A 20652-nucleotide genomic window follows, 5' to 3' on the forward strand; every position below is an offset into this window, starting at 1 on the left:
ATCCAATGAAATTCAGTGAACTCTGGTTACGTGAATGGGTAAATCCCGCCATTGATAGCGACGCGCTGTCCGGGCAAATCACCATGGCTGGCCTCGAAGTGGACGGCGTGGATGCGGTTGCCGGCGCGTTCCACGGCGTGGTGGTGGGTGAAGTGGTCGAATGCGGCCAGCATCCTAACGCCGACAAACTGCGCGTGACAAAAGTCAATGTGGGCGGCGATCGCCTGCTGGACATCGTCTGCGGCGCGCCAAACTGCCGTCAGGGCCTGAAAGTCGCCGTGGCGACCGTAGGCGCAGTACTGCCGGGCGATTTCAAAATCAAAGCGGCTAAACTGCGCGGTGAGCCGTCCGAAGGGATGCTGTGCTCGTTCTCCGAGCTGGGCATTTCCGACGATCACAGCGGCATTATCGAGCTGCCGGCGGATGCGCCAATCGGCACCGATATTCGCGATTACCTGAAGCTCGACGATAACACCATTGAAATCAGCGTCACGCCTAACCGCGCCGACTGCCTGGGGATTATCGGCGTCGCGCGCGACGTGGCGGTGCTCAACAAAGCGCCGCTCAACGAACCGGAAATTGCGCCGGTTGCCGCTGCCATCAACGATACGCTGCCCATCACCGTCGACGCCCCGCAGGCATGCCCGCGCTATCTGGGCCGCGTGGTTAAAGGCATCAATGTGAACGCGCCGACTCCGCTGTGGATGAAAGAGAAGCTGCGCCGCTGCGGCATCCGCTCCATTGACGCGGTTGTAGACGTTACCAACTACGTGCTGCTCGAACTGGGCCAGCCGATGCATGCGTTCGATAAAGATCGCATCGACGGCGGCATCGTGGTACGGATGGCGAAGCCGGGTGAAACCCTGGTGCTGCTGGACGGTAGCGAAGCCAGACTTGATGAAGACACCGTTGTGATTGCCGATCATCACAAAGCGCTGGCGATGGGCGGTATTTTCGGCGGCGAGCACTCCGGCGTTAACGACCAAACCCGGAACGTGCTGCTGGAATGCGCGTTCTTCAGCCCGCTGTCGATTACTGGCCGCGCGCGCCGTCACGGTCTGCACACCGATGCCTCTCACCGCTATGAGCGCGGCGTCGATCCGGCGTTGCAGCATAAAGCTATGGAGCGCGCCACCCGTCTGCTGATTGACATCTGCGGCGGTGAAGCGGGCCCGGTGATTGACGTAACCAACGCGTCGCATCTGCCTACACGCGCCACCATCACGCTGCGCCGCAGCAAGCTGGACCGCCTGATTGGCCATCACATCCCTGATGAGCAGGTCAGCGATATTCTGCGCCGCCTGGGCTGTGACGTGACCGAAGGCGAAGGCCAGTGGCAGGCGATTGCGCCGAGCTGGCGTTTCGATATGGAAATCGAAGAAGACCTGGTGGAAGAAGTGGCGCGTATTTACGGCTACGACAACATCCCTGACGAGCCGGTACAGGCGGGTCTGGTGATGGGCAACCACCGTGAAGCTAACCTGTCGCTCAAGCGTGTGAAAACCCTGCTTAACGACAAAGGCTACCAGGAAGTCATCACTTATAGCTTTGTGGATCCGAAACTGCAGCAGCAGGTGCATCCAGGCGAAGACGCGCTGATCCTGCCGAACCCGATCGCCAGCGATATGTCGGCGATGCGCCTGTCGCTGTGGACCGGGCTGCTGGGCACCGTGGTCTACAACCAGAACCGTCAACAGAGCCGGGTGCGTATTTTCGAAACCGGTCTGCGCTTTGTGCCGGATACCCAGGCTCCGCTGGGCATTCGCCAGGACGTGATGCTGGCAGGCGCTATCTGCGGCAACCGCGTGGAAGAGCACTGGGACCAGGCGAAAACCGGCGTCGATTTCTATGACATCAAAGGCGATCTGGAATCCGTTCTGGAACTTACCGGTAAACTTTCTGAAATTGAATTTAAAGCGGAAGCCAACCCGGCGCTGCATCCTGGCCAAAGTGCTGCTATATATTTAAAAGGCGAACGCATTGGTTTCATTGGCGTTATTCATCCTGAGCTGGAGCGTAGCTTCGATCTGAATGGCCGTACGCTGGTGTTCGAGCTGCTGTGGGACAAGGTTTCTGACCGTGTTGTACCGCAAGCTCAGGAAATCTCACGCTTCCCGGCGAACCGCCGCGACATCGCGGTTGTGGTGGCAGAAAACGTTCCCGCAGCGGAAATTTTATCCGAGTGTAAGAAAGTTGGCGCAAATCAGATAGTTGGCGTAAACTTATTTGACGTGTACCGTGGCAAGGGTGTTGAACAGGGCTTTAAGAGCCTTGCCATCAGCCTGATCCTTCAGGATACCAGCCGTACACTCGAAGAAGAGGAGATTGCCGCTACCGTTGCCAGATGCGTAGAGGCACTAAAAGAGCGATTCCAGGCATCATTGAGGGATTGAACCTATGGCGCTTACTAAAGCTGAAATGTCAGAATATCTGTTTGATAAGCTTGGACTTAGCAAACGGGATGCCAAAGAACTGGTTGAACTGTTTTTCGAAGAGATCCGTCGTGCTCTGGAAAATGGCGAACAGGTTAAACTTTCCGGTTTCGGGAATTTCGATCTGCGCGATAAAAACCAACGTCCCGGGCGCAACCCAAAAACTGGTGAGGATATTCCCATTACGGCTCGTCGTGTGGTGACCTTCAGACCCGGTCAAAAGCTGAAAAGCCGGGTTGAAAACGCCTCGCCGAAAGAAGAGTAATCTGACGTAATTAAAAAGGCCGCAATGTGCGGCCTTTTTTCTTTGCCTGCCCGTCAGGGCACCGTAGAATCAATCCTCTCTGTAAGCCATTCATTTTATTTATGCATTCATTGATACAGACACAACGCCGACGGGAACGCACCTGGCTGACCACGCTGACGCTGCTGCTGCTGGCGGGGGCGCTGATCAGCCTGTGCGCCGGCGACATGTGGATCGGCCCCGGCGACTGGTTTTCGCCCACCGGCCAGCTGTTCGTCTGGCAAATTCGCCTGCCGCGCACCCTGGCGGTGATGGCGGTAGGCGGTTCGCTGGCGCTATGCGGGGCTATCCTCCAGGCGCTGTTCGAAAACCCGCTGGCGGAGCCGGGCCTGCTTGGCGTTTCGAACGGCGCGGGCGTCGGGCTAATCGCCGCCATTTTGCTGGGGCAGGGCGTGTTGCCCGGCTGGGCCCTCAGCCTGTGCGCTATCGCGGGGGCGCTGCTGATCACGCTGATCCTGCTACGCTTCGCCAGACGCCATCTCTCCAATAGCCGACTACTGCTGGCAGGCGTGGCGCTGGGCATCATTTGCAGCGCTCTGATGACCTGGGCGGTCTATTTCAGTACCAGTCTCGATTTACGTCAGCTGATGTACTGGATGATGGGCGGTTTTGGCGGCGTCGACTGGCGTCAGGGCTGGCTGATGCTGGCGCTTGTCCCGGTGATGGCCTGGGTCTGCCGTCAGTCGCATCCGCTTAATGTGCTGGCGCTGGGGGAAATGTCCGCCCGGCAGTTGGGATTGCCGGTCTGGCTGTGGCGCAACCTGCTGGTTATCGCCACTGGCTGGCTGGTGGGGATCAGCGTCGCGCTGGCCGGATCGATTGGCTTTATCGGCCTGGTTATCCCGCACGTGCTGCGGCTTTGCGGCCTGACGGATTACCGCGTGCTGCTTCCCGCCTGCATGGCCGCCGGGGCGGCAGTGCTGCTTCTGGCCGATGTAATCGCGCGGCTGGCGCTGTCGTCGGCGGAACTGCCCATCGGCGTCGTTACCGCTTCTCTCGGCGCGCCGGTATTTATCTGGCTATTATTAAAAGCCCGGTAAAAACATCACACCATTATAATGAGGTTGCTATGCATAACGACATTTTGAACACTGACGTGATAACCATTGACGGCGTGTCCACCACACTTGAGCCATGGCGCGGCAACGTGCTGTTGATCGTCAACGTTGCCTCTAAATGCGGCCTGACGCCGCAGTATGAGCAGCTGGAGAACATTCATAAGGCCTGGCGCGACCAGGGCTTCTCGGTGCTCGGTTTCCCCTGTAATCAGTTCCTCGGCCAGGAGCCTGGCAGCGAAGAGGAAATCAAAACGTTCTGTAGCACCACTTACGGCGTGACCTTCCCGATGTTCAGCAAAATCGACGTCAACGGCGAAAACCGTCATCCGCTGTATCAGAAACTGATCGACGCCGCGCCGACCGCCGTTGCGCCGGAAGCCAGCGGCTTTTACGAACGTATGGCGAGCAAAGGCCGCGCGCCGCTTTACCCGGACGACATCCTGTGGAACTTTGAAAAATTCCTGGTAGGGCGTGACGGCCAGGTGGTTCAGCGCTTCTCGCCGGATATGACGCCGGAAGATCCGATTGTCATGGAAGCCATCAAACTGGCGCTGGCGAAGTAATGACCGTACTGATGTCGCTGGAGGCGGTGCAGGAGCCGGGAAGAATCGGTCCGGTTACCGCTGAAATCCATAAAGGTGAGTGGCTGCATCTGGTGGGCCCTAACGGTGCCGGGAAAAGCACGCTGCTCGCCGGGCTGGCCGGCATGCGCCAGCCGGACGGGGCGATCGTCTTTCTGGGATTGCCGCTCGACCAGTGGCAGGGCGAGGCGCTGGCGCGACACCGCGCCTGGCTCACCCAGCAGCAAACGCCGCCGTTCGCGATGCCGGTCTGGCACTATCTGGCGCTGCACCGCCACGGCGTCACCGATGACGCGCTGCTTAACGAGATCACCGATGCCCTGTGGCTGACCCGTAAACTCACCCGTCCCGTCAATCAACTTTCCGGCGGCGAATGGCAGCGGGTGCGCCTTGCCGCTGTGATCCTGCAAATTCATCCGCGTAATAATCCCCATGGCGCATTACTGCTGCTGGATGAACCCATGAACAGTCTTGACGTGGCGCAGCAGGCAGCGCTGGATGCGTTATTGCACGAACTGTGCGAGCAGGGCGTCAGCGTGGTGATGAGCAGCCACGACCTCAACCATACCCTGCGACGTGCCCATCGCGTGTGGCTGCTGCAAACTGGAAAACTCATTGCTCAGGGATTAAGCAGGGACGTAATGAACCCAACCCACCTTAACCCGGTGTATGGTATTGATTTCCAACGCGTGGCGGTGGATGGGCATACGCTGCTGATCTGCCCGTAAGTTAACGCAACGCGTCTTGCCACGGCTGGCGGCTCACGCTAAATTACCTTCCAGGAATAATGGGTAGAGGATGTGCCTGAAAAATGCGGATGTGGATCATTGTTATCGCAACATTATTACTGGCGGGCTGTGGGCACCATCATGCGCCGCCGCCAAACGCGCGGCTGTCGGATTCTATTACCGTCATCGCCGAGCTTAACGATCAGCTTCGCACCTGGCACGGCACGCCGTACCGCTACGGTGGAATGAGCCGCCGCGGCGTCGATTGCTCCGCCTTTGTATTAGTCACCTTCCGCGACCGCTTTGCGCTGCGCTTGCCCCGGCAAACCCGTGAACAAGCTGAAATCGGCACCCGCATCGATAAAAACGATCTGTTGCCCGGGGATTTGGTGTTCTTTAAAACCGGGTCCGGTGAAAATGGCTTACACGTCGGTATCTACGACACCGACAATCAATTTATCCATGCCTCCACCAGCCAGGGCGTGATTAAATCCTCGCTGGACAATGTGTACTGGAATAAGAAGTTCTGGCAAGCCAGACGCATCTAGCCAACGAACCTGCGATATATTCTTACGCGTAATTTACGATCCTTAGCAGGCGAATCAGATTAATCCATATCGCAAACGGGTGAGTTTTCCTCCATTTAATATCAAGGTACTAATATTGGTAGTTATAGTTAAGTGTACGCAGTAACGTTAAATTAAATATATTTACCCAACGTTAACTCTATTATGATTACCAGGCTATCTTAGTTACACTGGCGCGTGAAAGTGCACGTAATGCATCAACAATTCCAGCCGAGATGTGCGTTTTATCCGGATACGTGTAACCGTATTCAGCAAAGCCCTGCGAGCGGAGGGATGCCGTTTATTACCCAGTTAATGGGACAGGTAATATGATTATTTCACTCGATAAAGATTATCAGTCAACCCTACTATTCCAGCCGATCAGGAAGGTTAACGGCACGCTATTGGGCGTAGAGGTGATAGCAAACTTTGCATCACGCGAAGGTGATATCCGTATTCCAACCGATCTGGTTATTCCTCGTATTAGTGATGATGAGCAGTTAATACTATTTTATGAGAAACTCGCGCTGCTGGAACAATTCCGCGTTCATTTTATAAACCACGGCCTTTGCGCATGGATAAATATAAACGCCGTTCACGTCGCGGCTATTTTGAGCAATGAAAAACTGGCGACGCGTCTGGCGCAGCTTCCTTTTCTGGAATTTACCCTTAGCGAGAATTACCCGGGATTAAACGACGGGAAAGACAATCTCTCTTTACTGACATTTTCTCGCCGCTATGCGCTGGTACTGGCAAATTTCGGCGCAGGCGTGGCGACCACCCGTTCTATATTCGACCGCCTGTTTAAGCGCATCATCATGGATAAATTTTTTATTCATAAACGTATTAGCGAGCCTTCGTTCGAGCCTTTTATGAAGGCCATCGTCGATCAGGTCGCGCCGTTTTGCCACACCATGATCGTTGCCGGCATCGATACCGATAACGCACGTCAGAAGGCGATTAATGTGCGTTTCCACGCCATGCAGGGCAATCTGTGGCCGGTGATGGAACCCGAAGCATTGCTGTTTTTGTTGCGCAATCACCAATAACCCTCAGGTTAACCCGTGTTTAAACTTTTCGTCAGGCACTACACTGGAAGCAGGAGGCCTGATGAAAAATCCAAAATTTATTACCACCTGGCGTGACGAGCTACCCGGCTTTTACAGTGAGCTCTCGCCGACGCCGCTGAGCAATGCGCGTTTGTTCTGGCATAACCCCCAACTGGCGCAATCGCTGGCGCTGCCCGATTCCCTGTTCGATTACCAGGGCAGCGCGGGCGTCTGGGGCGGGGAAACGCTGCTACCGGGCATGTTGCCGCTGGCGCAGGTTTACAGCGGCCATCAGTTTGGCGTCTGGGCAGGACAACTGGGCGACGGACGCGGCATCCTGCTTGGCGAGCAGCAGCTCACCGACGGGCGGCGGTTCGACTGGCATCTGAAAGGTGCGGGTCTGACGCCGTATTCCCGCATGGGTGATGGCCGGGCGGTGATCCGTTCAACGCTGCGCGAGAGTCTTGCCAGTGAGGCGATGCATTATCTGGGTATTCCCACCACCCGCGCGCTAAGCATTGTCACCAGCGATACGCCGGTCTACCGCGAAACCGCCGAGCGCGGCGCGATGCTGATGCGTATTGCCGAAAGCCACGTGCGTTTCGGCCACTTTGAGCACTTTTACTATCGGCGTGAGCCGGAAAGGGTGCAGCAACTGGCGGAATATGTGATTCGTCACCATTTCCCGGCGCTGGTGGATGAACCGGATCGGCTGGCGCTGTTCCTTGAGCAGGTGGTCGTCCGCACCGCGGCGCTGATCGCCCGCTGGCAGGCGGTCGGATTTAGCCACGGCGTGATGAACACCGACAACATGTCGATCCTCGGCCTGACCATTGATTACGGCCCGTATGGCTTTATGGACGACTGGCAGCCGCGCTTTATCTGTAATCATTCTGATTACCAGGGGCGCTACGCCTTCGATAATCAACCGGCGGTGGGCTTGTGGAACCTGCAACGGCTGGCGCAAACCTTCGCGCCGTTCGTCAGCGCCGAACGGCTTAACGCGCTGCTGGACAGCTATCAGGAGGTCTTGCTGCGGGATTACGGCGCACTGATGCGCGCCAAACTGGGGTTGATGACCCAACAGCACGGCGATAACGACTTGCTGAACGAACTGTTGGCCATCATGCAGCGCGAAGGCAGTGATTATACCCGCACCTTCAGGATGCTCAGCGAAACCGAGCAGCACTCCGCCGCCTCGCCGTTGCGCGATGAGTTTATCGATCGCGCCGCGTTTGACGGCTGGTTTGGCCGCTACCGCGCACGGCTTCAACAGGAAGAGGTTGCCGACGAAGTGCGTCAGGCGGCGATGAAAGCGGTCAACCCGGCGGTTGTGTTGCGCAACTACTTAGCGCAGCGTGCGATTGAAGCCGCAGAGCAGGGCGACGCCGGCGAGATGTTGCGCCTGAGCGAGGCGCTGCGCCAGCCGTTTGCCGACCGTAACGATGAGTACAGCCGTCGTCCGCCGGACTGGGGAAAACGGCTGGAGGTAAGCTGTTCCAGTTGATCACGGACGCAAAAACACCTGCGGCGTGTTGTGTTCCGGGTGCGGCCGCACCCGGACATCTGCCTGATACCAGCGGCGCAGGGTATCTTCTTTCAGCACCTGCCAGGGCGATCCGCTGGCGACCAGTTTCCCCTGATGCATTAACAAAATGCGGTCGGCCCACAGCGCCGCCAGATTCAGATCGTGCAGCACCACGCATACGTGCAGCTTGCCCGCTCGCGTCAGTTGATGCAGCAGGCGCAGCAGATGCTGCTGGTGGTACAAATCCAGCGCCGACGTGGGCTCATCAAGGAACAGCCAGCCGCGTGGGCCATCGTGATGCCAGAGTTGGGCCAGCGCCCGCGCCAGCTGTACGCGCTGTTGCTCGCCGCCGGAGAGCTGGCAGTAGTCGCGTCCGCGCAGATCTTCGCAGCCGGTTAGCGCCATTACCTGCTCAATGATTTCCGCTTCCGTTGATTCGCCCCAGGGCGCACGGCCCATGGCGATAATCTCCTCAACCGGCCAGGAAAACGCCAGTTGGCTGTTCTGGCGCATGACTGCCCGCTGGCGCGACAGGGCATCTTTATGCCAGTCAATAAGGGATTGACCCTCGAGAATGCACTCGCCCTGGCTGGGACAAAGGAAGCCGGTCAACATCCGCAGCAGGGTTGATTTACCCGCGCCGTTGGGGCCGATCAGCGTCACTAATTCGCCCGGTTTAAGGCTCAACGACACATCATTCACCAGATGGCGTCCATGACGCGTTAGCGTAAGACGTTGCGCCTGCAGGCCATTATTCATCCACGCCTCCCCGGCGACGGAAAATCATCCACAAAAACCACGGGCCGCCCAGTAAACTGGTCAACAGGCCCACCGGCATTTCCGCCGGGGCCACCAGCGTGCGCGCCAGGGTATCGGCGCACAGCAACAGCATGGCTCCCGCCAGCATCGAACCCGGTATCAGCGCGCGATGATCGGAACCCAGCCACAGCCGCACCAGATGCGGCACCACCAGGCCGATAAAGCCAATCACGCCGCTGATCGCCACCGCGCCCGCCACCAGCAGCGCGCTAAGGATTAATAGCTGGCGCTGGGTGCGCTGGACATCGACGCCCAGATAGTGAGCCTCTTCATCGCCGAGTTGCAGCAGGTTAAGCCGCCGCGCCAGCCTCCCGATCAGCAGCGACGCGGGGAGCGTCAATGAGGCGGCTGCCAGCAGGGTCGGCCACTGCGCCTGCCCGAGGCTGCCCATACCCCACAGCGATAGCTGGCGCAACTGGGCGTCGTTGCTCAACCAGGAAAGCACGCCTACCGCCGCGCCGCACAGGGCGTTGATGGCAATCCCCACCAGCAGCAGGCGCGACAGGGTGTTATCGTGGCGCTGGCTGAGCACAAAAATCGCCGCCGTGACCGCCAGGCTGCCGATAAACGCGGCGATCATCGGCGCGTAGAGCACGAAAAATCCCGTCAGGCTGAACGGCAGCACCACGTAAAACCCGACCGCCAGCGCCGCGCCGCTGCTGATCCCCAGCAAACCGGGGTCGGCCAGCGGATTGCGAAACAGCCCCTGCATCACGCAGCCGGAGAGCGCCAGCGCCGCGCCAGTCAGCGACGCCAGCAGCACGCGCGGCAGACGGATAGTCCACCAGATTTCCCGCAACCAGCCGGCATCGCTGCTCCACAGCATGCTGAGCGGCAGGCGCATGGCCCCCAGGCTGGCGGCCAACAGCGAAAGCGCGATCAGCCCCAACATCATGGTCAGCATAGCGCGGCGGGCCGTCACGGCAGGGTTTCCGCGCGCTGGCGCAGCTCGGCAATGGCCTGCGGGGTGCGAATGCCGAAGCCGAGCAGCGCCATATCATCCACTACCATCAGCTGGCGCCGTTTCCCGGCAGGGGTATGGGCAAGCCCGGGCAACGCCCAGACCTGTTCCTCGCCCCCCAGCGTGCGGATCCCGTCGCGGGTCACCAGTACCAGATCCGGCGCGCTGGCAATCATCCCTTCCTGGGACAGCGGCTGATAGCGGGTAAAGCCCTGCATGGCGTTACGCAGCCCGGCGGCCTGGATGGCGGCATCGGCAGCGGTTTGCTGGCCCGCCGCCATGGCGCTCATTCCTCCGTGGCTCATGATAAACAGCACTTTTTTATCCAGCGGCTGGCCGGGAATGGCGTTCAGCGCGGTGGTTAACCGCTGTTGCAGGGCGCGGCCTGCCGGCTCTTTATGGAGCGCGGCGGCCACGGCGCTGATTTTCGCATCGATGCCTTGCAGGCTGTTGTCCGCCGGAATGGTCACCACTTTAGCGCCGCTGTACGCCACCTGCTCCAGCGCCAGCGACGGCTTCGCCTGGTGGCTGGCGAGGATTAACGTCGGGCGCAGCGCCAGGATCCCTTCAGCGTTGAGCTGGCGCATATAGCCGATATCCGGCAGTGTGGTCGCCGCTTCCGGCGACAGGCTGGTGCTGTCGCGCGCCACCAGATGCTGTTGCCCGCCGAGGGCATAGACGATTTCGGTGACGTCGCCGCCGATGGTAATCAGCCGCTGCTCTGCGCCCACCGCCAGCCAGGGGAGGGCGAGTAAACCCAACAGCCAGGCTTTCATGCGGCGAGTCCTTTCTGGCACAGGGCGTCGATCTGGCTGCGCCACTGGGTTTGTTCCGGCGAACCTTCGGTGCGCTGGCCGTACAGCTGGGCGATTTGCGTGCCGTCGGCAGCGAACAGCTCCAGGCTGGTGACATGGCCGTCGGAACCCGGCTTGCGGGTCACCCAGGCTTCGGCAATCTGGTCGCCCTGAAGATGCAGGGTAAAGCGCTGGTTGAAGATGTTGATCCAGTTATGCATCGGCAGCACTTTTTCAATCGCGCCGGTAAAGATCTGCACGCAGCCGCGGTTGCCAACGAAAATCATAATTTCGTTGCCGTCGTCATGAGCCATATTCAGCAACTGGCTCAGCGCCTGAGTATCGACCTGGCAGGCCAGATCGTCGCTGACCAGGCGGAACGCCTGCTGGCGGCTGAGGTTATGACGCTTGAGCAACATAAAAAACTGATGCACGTCGGTCATGGCGCGCCATTCCTGCTCCACCACGGCGGCATCCACCTCGACGGTTTCCGGCTGGTCGGCGGCGGCCTGGATGTCCAGCGCCGGGTTATCGGCATGAATAAACCGCGCCAGCACTTCGGCCCAGGCGTCAAAATCGGTGTTATCGGTGGTATACACTTTCAGCAGGGCGTCGCCCTGATAATCAAAGAACTGGATACTCTGGCGCTCGCCGTTTTTGGCGGCTTCGCGGATATGGAACGCATACGCCCACTGGTTGAGGAACAAACGCAAGTCCAGCGCGCGCGGGTTCAGCACCAGCCCGGCATGGCCCTGCAGGTGCAGGTTTTCAAAGCGGCCCACTTGTTCATGCACCGCATACTCATTGCGGCAAATGCATTTGGTTTCACCGACGTTTTCCAGCGCGTGCAGGATGCTGCGGATGTCGCCCTGTAAGCGCCAGGCATCATGGCCGACGCGGGCATGGGCCAGCTCCGCTTCGCTGAGAGTCATCATCGCGGCGATATCGCGGGCGTATTTTTGCGGATGTTCGGCTTTTAACGTCAGCCAGGTTTGGTGCAGGTGGCTCATGTTGTCTTCCTTATAAAGGGGTTACCACTGATAGCTAACAAATACTTTGCCGTTGCGGCCATCCTGGGGGATGCCCTGCGGCGACCAGTACGCTTTATCAAAGGCGTTGCCCAGCACCAGCGTGGTGGTTAAACCGCGTAGTTGCTGCTGGCCGTGATAGCTGATGTAAAAGTCATTCACGCCATAGCCCGCCTGCTCGCTGTAGCTGCTGCTGATATGGTCGGAACGATCGGCGAAAGTGCCGACCCAGCCCACGGAGAAGCCGCTCTGCGCCACCGGGATGTCCAGTTGCGTGGTGACAGTGTCCGGGTTGAGGCTGGCGATCCACTCACCGGTATCGCTGTCTTTGCCCCGGGTGCGGTTATAGGCTACGTCCAGGCTGAACAGGTCGGCGCTGTATTTCGCCATCACGTCCCAGCCCCAGATTTTGGCGTTCGGCACGTTATACGACATGGTGGTCGCCCGGGCGAAATCCACGGCAGTGGAAATATAGTCTTTGGCGTGAGTATCGAAATAGCTGGCTTTCAATTCCAGTTGGTCGTTACCGAGCATCAAATCGTTAAAGCGCAAGCCGAAGCCGTACTCCTGAGTTTCGTTGGTTTCCGGTCGCAGGTTCGGGTTCGGCACCCAGTAGTTGCTGTAGAACCGCCCGATGGCGAAGTGCAGATCGTCGTTATACATCTCGCCCATGGTCGGGGCGCGGAACGCCTGGGCGTAAGAGCCAAACAGCATCAGCCAGTCGGTCGGCGTGATGGACAGCCCGGCGCGGGATGACCATTGATCGGCATTCACATCCTCGTAGCCTTCGCTGCGGCCCCGGTAATTATCGTAACGGGTGCCCGCCAGCAGGGAGACCGGCAGATCGCGCAGGGTAATTTCATCCTGCAGCCAGCCGGAGCTGAAATCGATACTGGCCTGCGGGAACCCGGTAGTTGCGCCGCCCGGACGCTGCTCCTGACGGTAATACTCGCCGCCGTAAGTCAGCAAATGGCTGGCGACGCTGCCGGTAAACAGGCGCGAACGGTTCTCCAGCTTACCGCCTTTGGTGGTCTGTTTGCGGAACTGGTTGGTATTGTCCTGATTCTCCGCGTTGATCCGCGCTTCCGACCAGTAAACCGTGGCGTCGGCATCCAGCCAGTCGTTGCCCTGCGGATTAAGGTGATAGCCCAGTTGGGCATCGCGCTGAATAGTCGAGCGATCGGTGAGCGGATTGCTGGTGGTGACTGGGCCTGCGGTCTGTGGGTTCACCGGCTCCTGAGCGCTGTTGTTGTAATAACGCAGCGAGCCGGAAAGCGCCTGGTCGGCGTCGATTTTCCAGGTGCCTTTCGCCAGCATAGTGTTGATGCTTTCATCATTCGGCGCGCTTTGCCCGTCGCTCTGGCGGATATCGCCGCGATCGCGGCTGGACCAGGCCACCACGCCGTCTAAGTCGTCGGTGCGGCCAAAGGCGCTGGCGCCCATGCCGAGGCTATGATCGCCGGTCGCGCCGGTGCCGAATACCCGGTATCCGCTGTTCTGGCCGTCAAACAGCAGGTCGCTGGCGTCTTTGGTTTCAAAAGCAACCACGCCGCCCAGCGCGCCGCTGCCGTACAGCTGCGCCGCCGGGCCGCGTACCACTTCAATGCGCTTCACCAGCGCCGGATCGATAAAGGTGCTGTTCAGGTGACCGGTATCGGTGCCCTGTCGAACGCCATCCACCAGCACCAGCACGCCACGGCGGTCATAGCCGCGCAGATTAATATCCTGGCCGTTGGCGCGGCCCGAACCGTCCAGCGTCATGCCCGGCACTTTACGCAGCAGATCGGCGGCGGAGGAGGCAGTCTGGCCGGTGGGGGTATCGGCGTCGATGACGCTTATCATCATCGGCGCTTCAAAGCTGCTGCGTTGGTTGCCGGTGGCGGTTACGGTCATCTGCTCCTGTGCCGCCGCCAGTGAAGCGGCAGGCAGGGCACCGAGAACCAGTAAGGCCAGCGCGGACAGGCGCGGGCCTGCGGTGTGCAGGTAAGGCATAGCAACTCTCCATAGAGAAAAAATGAAAGCGCTGGCTGCCTGGGATAACCTGGGTGGCGGGCGTGGGGTGTTATTTGGTCAGAATGAGTTTTCCGGCCTGAGTCTGCCGTAGCAGATAGTGTTGGCCGTCATGCACGATAACGATGCGCCCGTCCGGGCCGAGCAGGGTTTTGCTGTCGATCTGGCGTGGCGCGGTCGCGTTTTCAGCGGCGTTTTTCGGCGTAGCGCCGGAGCCCAGGGCTTTCTCAATCTGCATCATGCTGTTTAAAAATGACAATAAAGGTAACAATAAGAATCATTATCAATAATCAGCATCGGAGCGGCAAGCGTTATTTGTGAGAAAATTGTGAAGAAATCAATTTTTGCCGAAAGCGCGCGTTAATCCCGCAAAATTTATACGGATCATTCGGTTAGGTGGCAGAGATATTTTGCAACCGCCAGCAAAGGACAAAAAACTGCCCCCGGACGAGGGCAGTGAAGGAGGTCAGAATCGGGTTTCTACCGCGTCGTTGAGCATTGCGAGCAGCGTTTCGCTGTCGTCCCAGCCGAGGCACGGGTCGGTAATCGACTGACCGTACACCAGCGGCTTGCCGGTCGTGATGGGCTGGTTGCCTTCCTGGATAAAGCTTTCCACCATCACCCCGGCAATGGCGCGGGAGCCGCTGCGGATTTGCGCGCAAATTTCGTCGCACACATCCAGCTGGCGGCGGTGCTGCTTCTGGCAGTTGCCGTGGCTGAAGTCCACCACCAGATGCTCCGGGAGATCGAACTGGCGCAGCGCGTCGCAGGCGGCGTTGAGATCCTCTGCGTGATAGTTAGGCTGTTTGCCGCCGCGCATGATGATATGCCCGTAAGGGTTGCCGCTGGTCTGGTAGATGGTCATCTGGCCGTGCTTATCCGGCGACAGGAACATATGGCTGGCGCGGGCGGCGCGGATGGCGTCCACCGCGATGCGGGTATTGCCGTCGGTGCCGTTTTTGAATCCTACCGGGCAGGAGAGCGCCGAGGCCATTTCGCGGTGGATCTGGCTTTCGGTGGTGCGTGCGCCAATCGCGCCCCAGCTGATCACGTCGGCAATAAACTGGCCGATCACCATATCGAGAAACTCGGTGGCGGTGGGCACACCCAGTTCGTTAACGCGCAGCAGCAGACGGCGCGCCTGCTCAATACCGTGATTGACGCGGTAGCTGCCGTTGAGATCAGGGTCGGAAATCAGGCCTTTCCAGCCCACCACGGTGCGCGGTTTCTCGAAATAAGTGCGCATCACGATTTCCAGCCGCGACTGGTATTTCTCGCGCAAGGTTTGTAAACGCGCCGCGTAATCCATGGCGGCGTCAACATCGTGGATCGAGCAGGGGCCGATAATCACCAGCAGGCGCTTATCGTCGCCGTTTAAAATTTTCTCGATGCGACGGCGTGAGGCGGTGACGTGTTCTGCGACGCTGGCAGAAACGGGGTAGCGCTGGGCGAGTTCGGCTGGCGTCACCAGCGAATCGATCCGCGCCGTGCGGAGTTCGTCAGTTTTATTCATGGGTGTCTCAAAATTTTGTGCTTCAACGGCTTCAGTACCGGGAAGTGATGGGCATCACAATAAACCAATCCTGATTGATTTCAAGATAAGCGGCTGCGCTGGGCCACAATGCGCGACACCCTATCACAAAAAAATGCACTTTTGTACTAGTAAATTAGTACATGCGGCGATTGAGACCCATGATATCTAACAGTTTTGTCGCCAGCTCTTCCACCGAATAGTTAGTACTGTTGAGATACGGGATCTGGTGCTTACGGTACAGGGCTTCCACTTCCGCGACTTCCATCCGGCACTGGCGCATTGAGGCGTAGCGGCTGTTTTCGCGGCGTTCTTCACGGATGGCCGCCAGGCGTTCCGGGTTAATCGTCAGGCCGAACAGCTTGTGCTGGAGCGGTTTTAACGCGGCGGGAAGGTTGAGATTATCCATATCGTCGGCAATAAAGGGGTAGTTGGCGGCGCGGATGCCGAACTGCATCGCCAGATACAAACTGGTAGGGGTTTTACCGCAGCGCGATACGCCCAGCAAAATCACCTGCGCCTGATCGAGGTTGCGCATCGAGATGCCGTCATCATGCGCCAGGGTGTAATCAATGGCGGCGATACGGGCGTCGTATTTATTCAGGTTGGCGGCATTCAGGCCGTGGGTGCGGTGGGCGATGGGCGTCGGATCGAGCTTCATCTCCTGTTGCAGCGGGGCCACCAGCGCCTGAACGATGTCCTGACAGAAACCTTCGCTTTGCAGAATAATGGCGCGAATATCCGGCATCACGATCGAATAAAACACCAGCGGACGCACGCCGGTCTGCTGATATATCGCGTCGATCTGCTCTTTCACCGCTTTGGCGCGGCTTTCATTTTCCACAAACGGCAGGGTGATGCTGTTAATGGACACCGGGAACTGCGACATCACCGCATGGCCCAGCACTTCGGCGGTAATGGCCGTTCCGTCGGAAATATAAAACACGTGGCGATCGACACTGCTGTCCATAATAACGTCCTGATGAAATTGGGAATATCCTTAGAGGATAATTTAAATCCTGCCGTTCAGACATAGCGATCCTCTCATTTTTTAAAAATGAAATGGTGTTTTTATTTATTATGAAAAGCGGATTTCATTTTTCGATATTTCCTTTTAAACCATGGGTATATTAATGACCTGTTTCTAATCAATAAGTTAGATTTTTGAGCGTTTGCACATTGCAATGAACATTTTTTATTTTGCTTGAACGATTCACCGTTTTTCCCGACTGGCTAAATATGCCAGGCTTAATGCGTCGTCAGATATTTATTTACCCCTATCAAATATCACAAAAGGATTGTTTCGATGTCCAACAATGGCTCGTCACCGCTAGTGCTTTGGTATAACCAACTCGGCATGAATGATGTAGACAGAGTTGGGGGCAAAAATGCCTCCCTGGGTGAAATGATTACAAACCTGTCCGGCGTGGGTGTTTCCGTGCCAAACGGGTTTGCTACTACCGCTGATGCGTTTAATCAGTTCCTCGACCAAAGCGGCGTTAACCAGCGCATTTACGAGTTGCTGGATAAAACCGACATCGATGATGTATCCGAACTGGCGAAAGCCGGTGCGCAGATCCGTCAGTGGGTGATCGACACCCCGTTCCAGCCTGAACTTGAGCAGGCGATTTGTGATGCCTATAACCAGCTCTCCGCCGATGATGCCGACGCCTCTTTCGCCGTGCGTTCGTCCGCCACCGCGGAAGACATGCCGGACGCGTCGTTCGCCGGTCAGCAGGAGACCTTCCTGAACGTACAGGGCATTGATGCGGTGATGGTGGCGGTGAAGCACGTGTTTGCTTCGCTGTTTAACGATCGCGCCATCTCCTATCGCGTACATCAGGGCTACGACCACCGCGGCGTGGCGCTGTCGGCGGGCGTGCAGCGCATGGTGCGTTCCGACCTGGCGGCGTCAGGCGTGCTGTTCTCCATCGATACCGAATCCGGCTTCGACCAGGTGGTGTTTATCACCGGCGCGTGGGGCCTCGGCGAGATGGTGGTGCAGGGCGCGGTGAACCCGGATGAATTTTACGTTCACAAGCCGACCCTCGAAGCGGGGCGCCCGGCGATTGTGCGCCGTACCATGGGCTCGAAAAAAATCCGCATGACCTATGCGGCGACCCAGGAGCATGGCAAACAGGTGCAAATTGAAGACGTACCGCAGGAACAGCGCGACCGCTTCTGTATCACCAATGACGAGGTGCAGGAGCTGGCGAAGCAGGCGGTGCTGATTGAGAAACACTATGGCCGTCCGATGGATATCGAATGGGCCAAAGACGGCCACACCGGCAAGCTGTTTATTGTCCAGGCGCGTCCGGAAACCGTGCGTTCCCGCGGTCAGGTGATGGAGCGTTATACCCTGAACGCTCACGGCAATATCATTGCCGAAGGCCGCGCCATCGGCCACCGCATCGGTTCCGGCGCAGTGAAAGTGATCCACGACATCAGCGAGATGAACCGCATCCAGCCGGGCGACGTACTGGTCACCGACATGACCGACCCGGACTGGGAGCCGATCATGAAAAAAGCGGCGGCCATCGTGACCAACCGCGGCGGACGCACCTGCCACGCGGCGATTATCGCCCGTGAGCTGGGCATCCCAGCGGTGGTCGGCTGTGGCGACGCCACCGAGCGCATGAAAGACGACCAGAACGTCACCGTCTCCTGCGCCGAAGGGGACACCGGCTACGTTTACGCCGAGCTGCTCGACTTCAGCGTGAAAAGCTCCAGCGTCGACACCATGCCAGACCTGCCGTTGAAGGTCATGATGAACGTCGGCAACCCCGACCGCGCATTTGACTTTGCCTGCCTGCCGAACGAAGGCGTCGGCCTGGCGCGTCTTGAATTCATCATCAACCGGATGATCGGCGTGCACCCGCGCGCATTGCTGGAGTTTGATCAGCAGGAGCCAGCGCTGCAAAAAGAGATCAGGGAGATGATGAAGGGCTACGACTCGCCGGTGGAATTTTACATTGGCCGTCTGACCGAAGGCATCGCGACCCTGGGCGCGGCGTTCTGGCCGAAGCGCGTGATTGTGCGGATGTCTGACTTCAAATCCAACGAATACGCTAACCTGGTGGGCGGCGAGCGCTACGAGCCGCATGAAGAGAACCCAATGCTGGGCTTCCGTGGCGCAGGCCGCTATGTCTCCGACAGCTTCCGCGACTGCTTCGCGCTGGAGTGTGAAGCCGTTAAGCGGGTACGTAACGAGATGGGCCTTACCAACGTAGAGGTGATGGTGCCGTTTGTGCGTACTGTCGACCAGGCCAAAGCGGTGGTGGAAGAGCTGGAACGTCAGGGGCTGAAACGCGGCGAGAACGGGCTGAAAGTCATCATGATGTGTGAAATCCCGTCCAACGCCCTGCTGGCGGAGCAGTTCCTCGAATATTTCGACGGCTTCTCCATCGGCTCCAACGACATGACCCAACTGGCGCTCGGTCTGGATCGTGATTCCGGCGTGGTGTCCGAACTGTTCGATGAGCGTAACGAGGCGGTGAAAGCGCTGCTGTCCATGGCGATCCGCGCCGCGAAGAAACAGGGTAAATACGTGGGGATTTGTGGTCAGGGGCCATCCGACCATGAAGACTTCGCCGCCTGGCTGATGGAGGAGGGCATCGACAGCCTCTCTCTGAACCCGGATACGGTGGTGCAGACCTGGCTCAGCCTGGCTGAACTGCGTAAATAATCCTTAGACCTTCCCTCAGGCGGCTGATTTAGCCGCCTTTTTTATTTCCTGCCCGGTTTTTCTGTTGAAATCCTTAATCAATCACGCGCCTGAATACTCAAATTTTAAGTAAAAAAAAGCCCACCGTGGGAGATGGGCAAAGACTACACACAGCAATTCGTTGTTTCACTCAGGGGATTTCCATGCTTATAAATCAACGCGTTGATTCATAACCGTGATTTGATTGTAGGTAGACGCACTTCCAGCGTCGATCAGATTCGTCCCAATCGTTAACTAAAGGTAAATTATTTGCGGCACAGAATGTTAAGCGGCATCAGGCTTCGAGGGTATAGCGGATAAAAACGCAGCGGGTAATGATTAGATTTACTAAAGTATCGGGCGAATGGCTTCGCCCGATCGGGTTATTTATCAAGAGGAAGGTTTTGTTGTTCCAGCGAATCAACCGCGTCGCGGGTGGACTGCTGCGGCGCGGGCGCTTCCTGAACCCAGACCGAGAACAGCCGCCAGGAAACCGCCAGCAGCACCGGGCCGATAAACAGGCCAATCATGCCAAACGCGATCAGCCCGCCGATGACGCCGGAGAGAATCAAAATCATCGGCAGGTCCGCGCCCATGCGGATCAGCATCGGGCGGATGACGTTGTCCATCAGCCCCACCACGCAACTCCATACCAGCAGCACCGTGCCCCAGGTGGTGTCGCCGGTCCAGTACAGCCAGATAATCGAGGGGATCAGCACCACCAACGGCCCCAATTGCACCAGACAACTGAGCACCATGACCACCGTTAATACGGCGGCGTACGGAACGCCGGTGATGGCCAGACCAATGCCGCCTAACACTGCCTGCACCAGCGCGGTGACCACCACGCCCAGCGCCACCGCGCGGATCGCCTGGCCCGCCAGCAGTACCGCCGCGTCGCCGCGTTTGGCCGCCAGGCGAATCGCGAAGTGGCGAATGCCGTAGGCCACCTGCTCGCCGCGCCAGTACAGCAGGGCGCTGAACAGCAGCATTAATGCACAGTGCATCACCAGCCGCCCGACGTGGGCCGCCTGGCCGATAAACCAGGTGGTGGTACTGCCGATATAGGGCCGCACTTTGGCCATAATCGCGCTGCCGCCGCTTTCCAGCAGGTTGTGCCAGCCGGAATAGAGCCTGGCGCCAATCAGCGGGATGCTGTTCAGCCAGTCCAGATCCGGCATCCCGGTCTGGCCTTTCGATACCCAGTCAATCAGCGGGCCGCTGTTGTCCACCAGGCTGTTGACCAGCAGGGCGATAGGGATCACGAACAGCAGGATCAGCAGCAGCGTCATCACTACCACCGCCAGCGAGCGGCGGCCCCACAACATCCGCTGCAGGCGGATCAGTACCGGCCAGGTGGCGATCACCACCGTTCCCGCCCAGGCAAAGCCCAGAATAAACGGCTGAACAATCCACAGACAGGCAATAATCATGATCGATAAAAACAGGACGGACAGGAGCGTCTGCGGCACGTCCATGGGTTGACGAGAATTAATCATATTGACCTTCACAAGGTGATGCGCCAAACCGACGGCGCGAAAAGTTGCATTACGTTGAGGT

Annotated in this window: 18 protein-coding genes and 1 other RNA gene; 9 read left to right on the forward strand and 10 right to left on the reverse strand. The window is 58.4% G+C overall.

Going from position 1 to position 20652, the window contains the following annotated elements:
• Positions 1–5 precede the first annotated feature (5 nt).
• From pheT to selO, 8 genes are all read left to right on the forward strand, one after another.
• A complete protein-coding gene (pheT, locus tag GV764_RS10325; protein ID WP_161660077.1) occupies positions 6–2393 on the forward strand; it encodes a phenylalanine--tRNA ligase subunit beta in 2388 nt (795 codons plus the stop codon).
• 4 nt (positions 2394–2397) lie between these two features.
• Positions 2398–2697 (forward strand): integration host factor subunit alpha, encoded by a 300-nt coding sequence (ihfA, locus tag GV764_RS10330; RefSeq protein ID WP_001229266.1) that lies wholly within the window; start codon positions 2398–2400, stop codon positions 2695–2697.
• A gap of 101 nt (positions 2698–2798) precedes the next feature.
• Positions 2799–3776: a vitamin B12 ABC transporter permease BtuC gene (btuC, locus tag GV764_RS10335; RefSeq protein WP_161660078.1), complete on the forward strand. Its 978-nt coding sequence runs from the start codon at positions 2799–2801 to the stop codon at positions 3774–3776.
• Between the two features lie 29 nt (positions 3777–3805).
• Complete coding sequence (locus GV764_RS10340; RefSeq protein ID WP_151604835.1) at positions 3806–4357, forward strand: glutathione peroxidase; 552 nt, start codon at positions 3806–3808, stop codon at positions 4355–4357.
• The gene (btuD, locus tag GV764_RS10345) at positions 4357–5103 is read left to right on the forward strand and encodes a vitamin B12 ABC transporter ATP-binding protein BtuD (protein WP_161660079.1); all 747 of its coding nucleotides are present in this window, start codon (positions 4357–4359) and stop codon (positions 5101–5103) included. Before GV764_RS10340 ends, btuD begins: the two co-directional genes overlap by 1 nt.
• 83 nt (positions 5104–5186) lie before the next feature.
• Positions 5187–5651 carry an NlpC/P60 family protein gene (locus GV764_RS10350; protein WP_161660080.1) on the forward strand — a complete coding sequence of 155 codons (465 nt, stop codon included), beginning with the start codon at positions 5187–5189 and terminating at the stop codon, positions 5649–5651.
• Positions 5652–5998: 347 nt separating this feature from the next.
• Complete coding sequence (locus tag GV764_RS10355) at positions 5999–6718, forward strand: EAL domain-containing protein (RefSeq protein ID WP_161660081.1); 720 nt, start codon at positions 5999–6001, stop codon at positions 6716–6718.
• 61 nt (positions 6719–6779) lie between these two features.
• On the forward strand, positions 6780–8225 hold the full coding sequence (gene selO, locus GV764_RS10360; protein ID WP_161660082.1) for a protein adenylyltransferase SelO: 1446 nt from the start codon (positions 6780–6782) through the stop codon (positions 8223–8225).
• On the opposite strand, the gene GV764_RS10365 is transcribed toward selO, so the two are convergent.
• From GV764_RS10365 to ppsR, 8 genes are all read right to left on the reverse strand, one after another.
• The gene (locus tag GV764_RS10365; protein ID WP_161660083.1) at positions 8226–9005 is read right to left on the reverse strand and encodes a heme ABC transporter ATP-binding protein; all 780 of its coding nucleotides are present in this window, start codon (positions 9003–9005) and stop codon (positions 8226–8228) included.
• The gene (locus GV764_RS10370; RefSeq protein WP_201743154.1) at positions 8998–9969 is read right to left on the reverse strand and encodes a FecCD family ABC transporter permease; all 972 of its coding nucleotides are present in this window, start codon (positions 9967–9969) and stop codon (positions 8998–9000) included. Before GV764_RS10370 ends, GV764_RS10365 begins: the two co-directional genes overlap by 8 nt.
• Before the next feature lie 14 nt (positions 9970–9983).
• Complete coding sequence (locus GV764_RS10375; RefSeq protein WP_161660084.1) at positions 9984–10802, reverse strand: heme/hemin ABC transporter substrate-binding protein; 819 nt, start codon at positions 10800–10802, stop codon at positions 9984–9986.
• Positions 10799–11830, reverse strand: coding sequence for a ChuX/HutX family heme-like substrate-binding protein (locus GV764_RS10380; RefSeq protein ID WP_161660085.1), 1032 nt, complete (start codon positions 11828–11830; stop codon positions 10799–10801). Before GV764_RS10380 ends, GV764_RS10375 begins: the two co-directional genes overlap by 4 nt.
• A 21-nt stretch (positions 11831–11851) precedes the next feature.
• Positions 11852–13840, reverse strand: a complete 1989-nt coding sequence (locus GV764_RS10385) for a TonB-dependent hemoglobin/transferrin/lactoferrin family receptor (RefSeq protein ID WP_161660086.1) — start codon at positions 13838–13840, stop codon at positions 11852–11854.
• Positions 13841–13910: 70 nt separating this feature from the next.
• Positions 13911–14090: a hemin uptake protein HemP gene (gene hemP / locus GV764_RS10390; RefSeq protein WP_439954638.1), complete on the reverse strand. Its 180-nt coding sequence runs from the start codon at positions 14088–14090 to the stop codon at positions 13911–13913.
• A gap of 234 nt (positions 14091–14324) precedes the next feature.
• Positions 14325–15371 carry a 3-deoxy-7-phosphoheptulonate synthase gene (locus GV764_RS10395; RefSeq protein ID WP_161660087.1) on the reverse strand — a complete coding sequence of 349 codons (1047 nt, stop codon included), beginning with the start codon at positions 15369–15371 and terminating at the stop codon, positions 14325–14327.
• A gap of 154 nt (positions 15372–15525) precedes the next feature.
• Positions 15526–16359, reverse strand: a complete 834-nt coding sequence (ppsR, locus tag GV764_RS10400; protein WP_125293472.1) for a posphoenolpyruvate synthetase regulatory kinase/phosphorylase PpsR — start codon at positions 16357–16359, stop codon at positions 15526–15528.
• A gap of 336 nt (positions 16360–16695) precedes the next feature.
• Here ppsR and ppsA point away from each other — a divergent pair, with 336 nt between their 5' ends.
• Positions 16696–19074 (forward strand): phosphoenolpyruvate synthase, encoded by a 2379-nt coding sequence (ppsA, locus tag GV764_RS10405; protein WP_161660088.1) that lies wholly within the window; start codon positions 16696–16698, stop codon positions 19072–19074.
• Between the two features lie 108 nt (positions 19075–19182).
• Here the strand turns inward: ppsA and rprA are convergent.
• Together rprA and ydiK are read right to left on the reverse strand one after the other, a co-directional pair.
• An RNA gene (gene rprA / locus GV764_RS10410) (antisense sRNA RprA) lies at positions 19183–19290 on the reverse strand.
• 185 nt (positions 19291–19475) lie between these two features.
• Positions 19476–20591, reverse strand: coding sequence for an AI-2E family transporter YdiK (gene ydiK / locus GV764_RS10415; protein WP_161660089.1), 1116 nt, complete (start codon positions 20589–20591; stop codon positions 19476–19478).
• Between the last annotated feature and the right edge of the window lie 61 nt (positions 20592–20652).

The sequence above is a fragment of the Atlantibacter hermannii genome, assembly GCF_009907385.1.
Taxonomy (GTDB): domain Bacteria; phylum Pseudomonadota; class Gammaproteobacteria; order Enterobacterales; family Enterobacteriaceae; genus Atlantibacter; species Atlantibacter hermannii_A.

Bases quoted from the DNA above. Each gene is read 5' to 3' on its own strand.
- pheT (WP_161660077.1), top strand. From the start codon at position 6: ATGAAATTCAGTGAACTCTGGTTACGTGAATGGGTAAATCCCGCCATT.
- ihfA (WP_001229266.1), top strand. From the start codon at position 2,398: ATGGCGCTTACTAAAGCTGAAATGTCAGAATATCTGTTTGATAAGCTT.
- btuC (WP_161660078.1), top strand. From the start codon at position 2,799: ATGCATTCATTGATACAGACACAACGCCGACGGGAACGCACCTGGCTG.
- GV764_RS10340 (WP_151604835.1), top strand. From the start codon at position 3,806: ATGCATAACGACATTTTGAACACTGACGTGATAACCATTGACGGCGTG.
- btuD (WP_161660079.1), top strand. From the start codon at position 4,357: ATGACCGTACTGATGTCGCTGGAGGCGGTGCAGGAGCCGGGAAGAATC.
- GV764_RS10350 (WP_161660080.1), top strand. From the start codon at position 5,187: ATGCGGATGTGGATCATTGTTATCGCAACATTATTACTGGCGGGCTGT.
- GV764_RS10355 (WP_161660081.1), top strand. From the start codon at position 5,999: ATGATTATTTCACTCGATAAAGATTATCAGTCAACCCTACTATTCCAG.
- selO (WP_161660082.1), top strand. From the start codon at position 6,780: ATGAAAAATCCAAAATTTATTACCACCTGGCGTGACGAGCTACCCGGC.
- GV764_RS10365 (WP_161660083.1), bottom strand. From the start codon at position 9,005: ATGAATAATGGCCTGCAGGCGCAACGTCTTACGCTAACGCGTCATGGA.
- GV764_RS10370 (WP_201743154.1), bottom strand. From the start codon at position 9,969: ATGCTGACCATGATGTTGGGGCTGATCGCGCTTTCGCTGTTGGCCGCC.
- GV764_RS10375 (WP_161660084.1), bottom strand. From the start codon at position 10,802: ATGAAAGCCTGGCTGTTGGGTTTACTCGCCCTCCCCTGGCTGGCGGTG.
- GV764_RS10380 (WP_161660085.1), bottom strand. From the start codon at position 11,830: ATGAGCCACCTGCACCAAACCTGGCTGACGTTAAAAGCCGAACATCCG.
- GV764_RS10385 (WP_161660086.1), bottom strand. From the start codon at position 13,840: ATGCCTTACCTGCACACCGCAGGCCCGCGCCTGTCCGCGCTGGCCTTA.
- GV764_RS10395 (WP_161660087.1), bottom strand. From the start codon at position 15,371: ATGAATAAAACTGACGAACTCCGCACGGCGCGGATCGATTCGCTGGTG.
- ppsR (WP_125293472.1), bottom strand. From the start codon at position 16,359: ATGGACAGCAGTGTCGATCGCCACGTGTTTTATATTTCCGACGGAACG.
- ppsA (WP_161660088.1), top strand. From the start codon at position 16,696: ATGTCCAACAATGGCTCGTCACCGCTAGTGCTTTGGTATAACCAACTC.
- ydiK (WP_161660089.1), bottom strand. From the start codon at position 20,591: ATGATTAATTCTCGTCAACCCATGGACGTGCCGCAGACGCTCCTGTCC.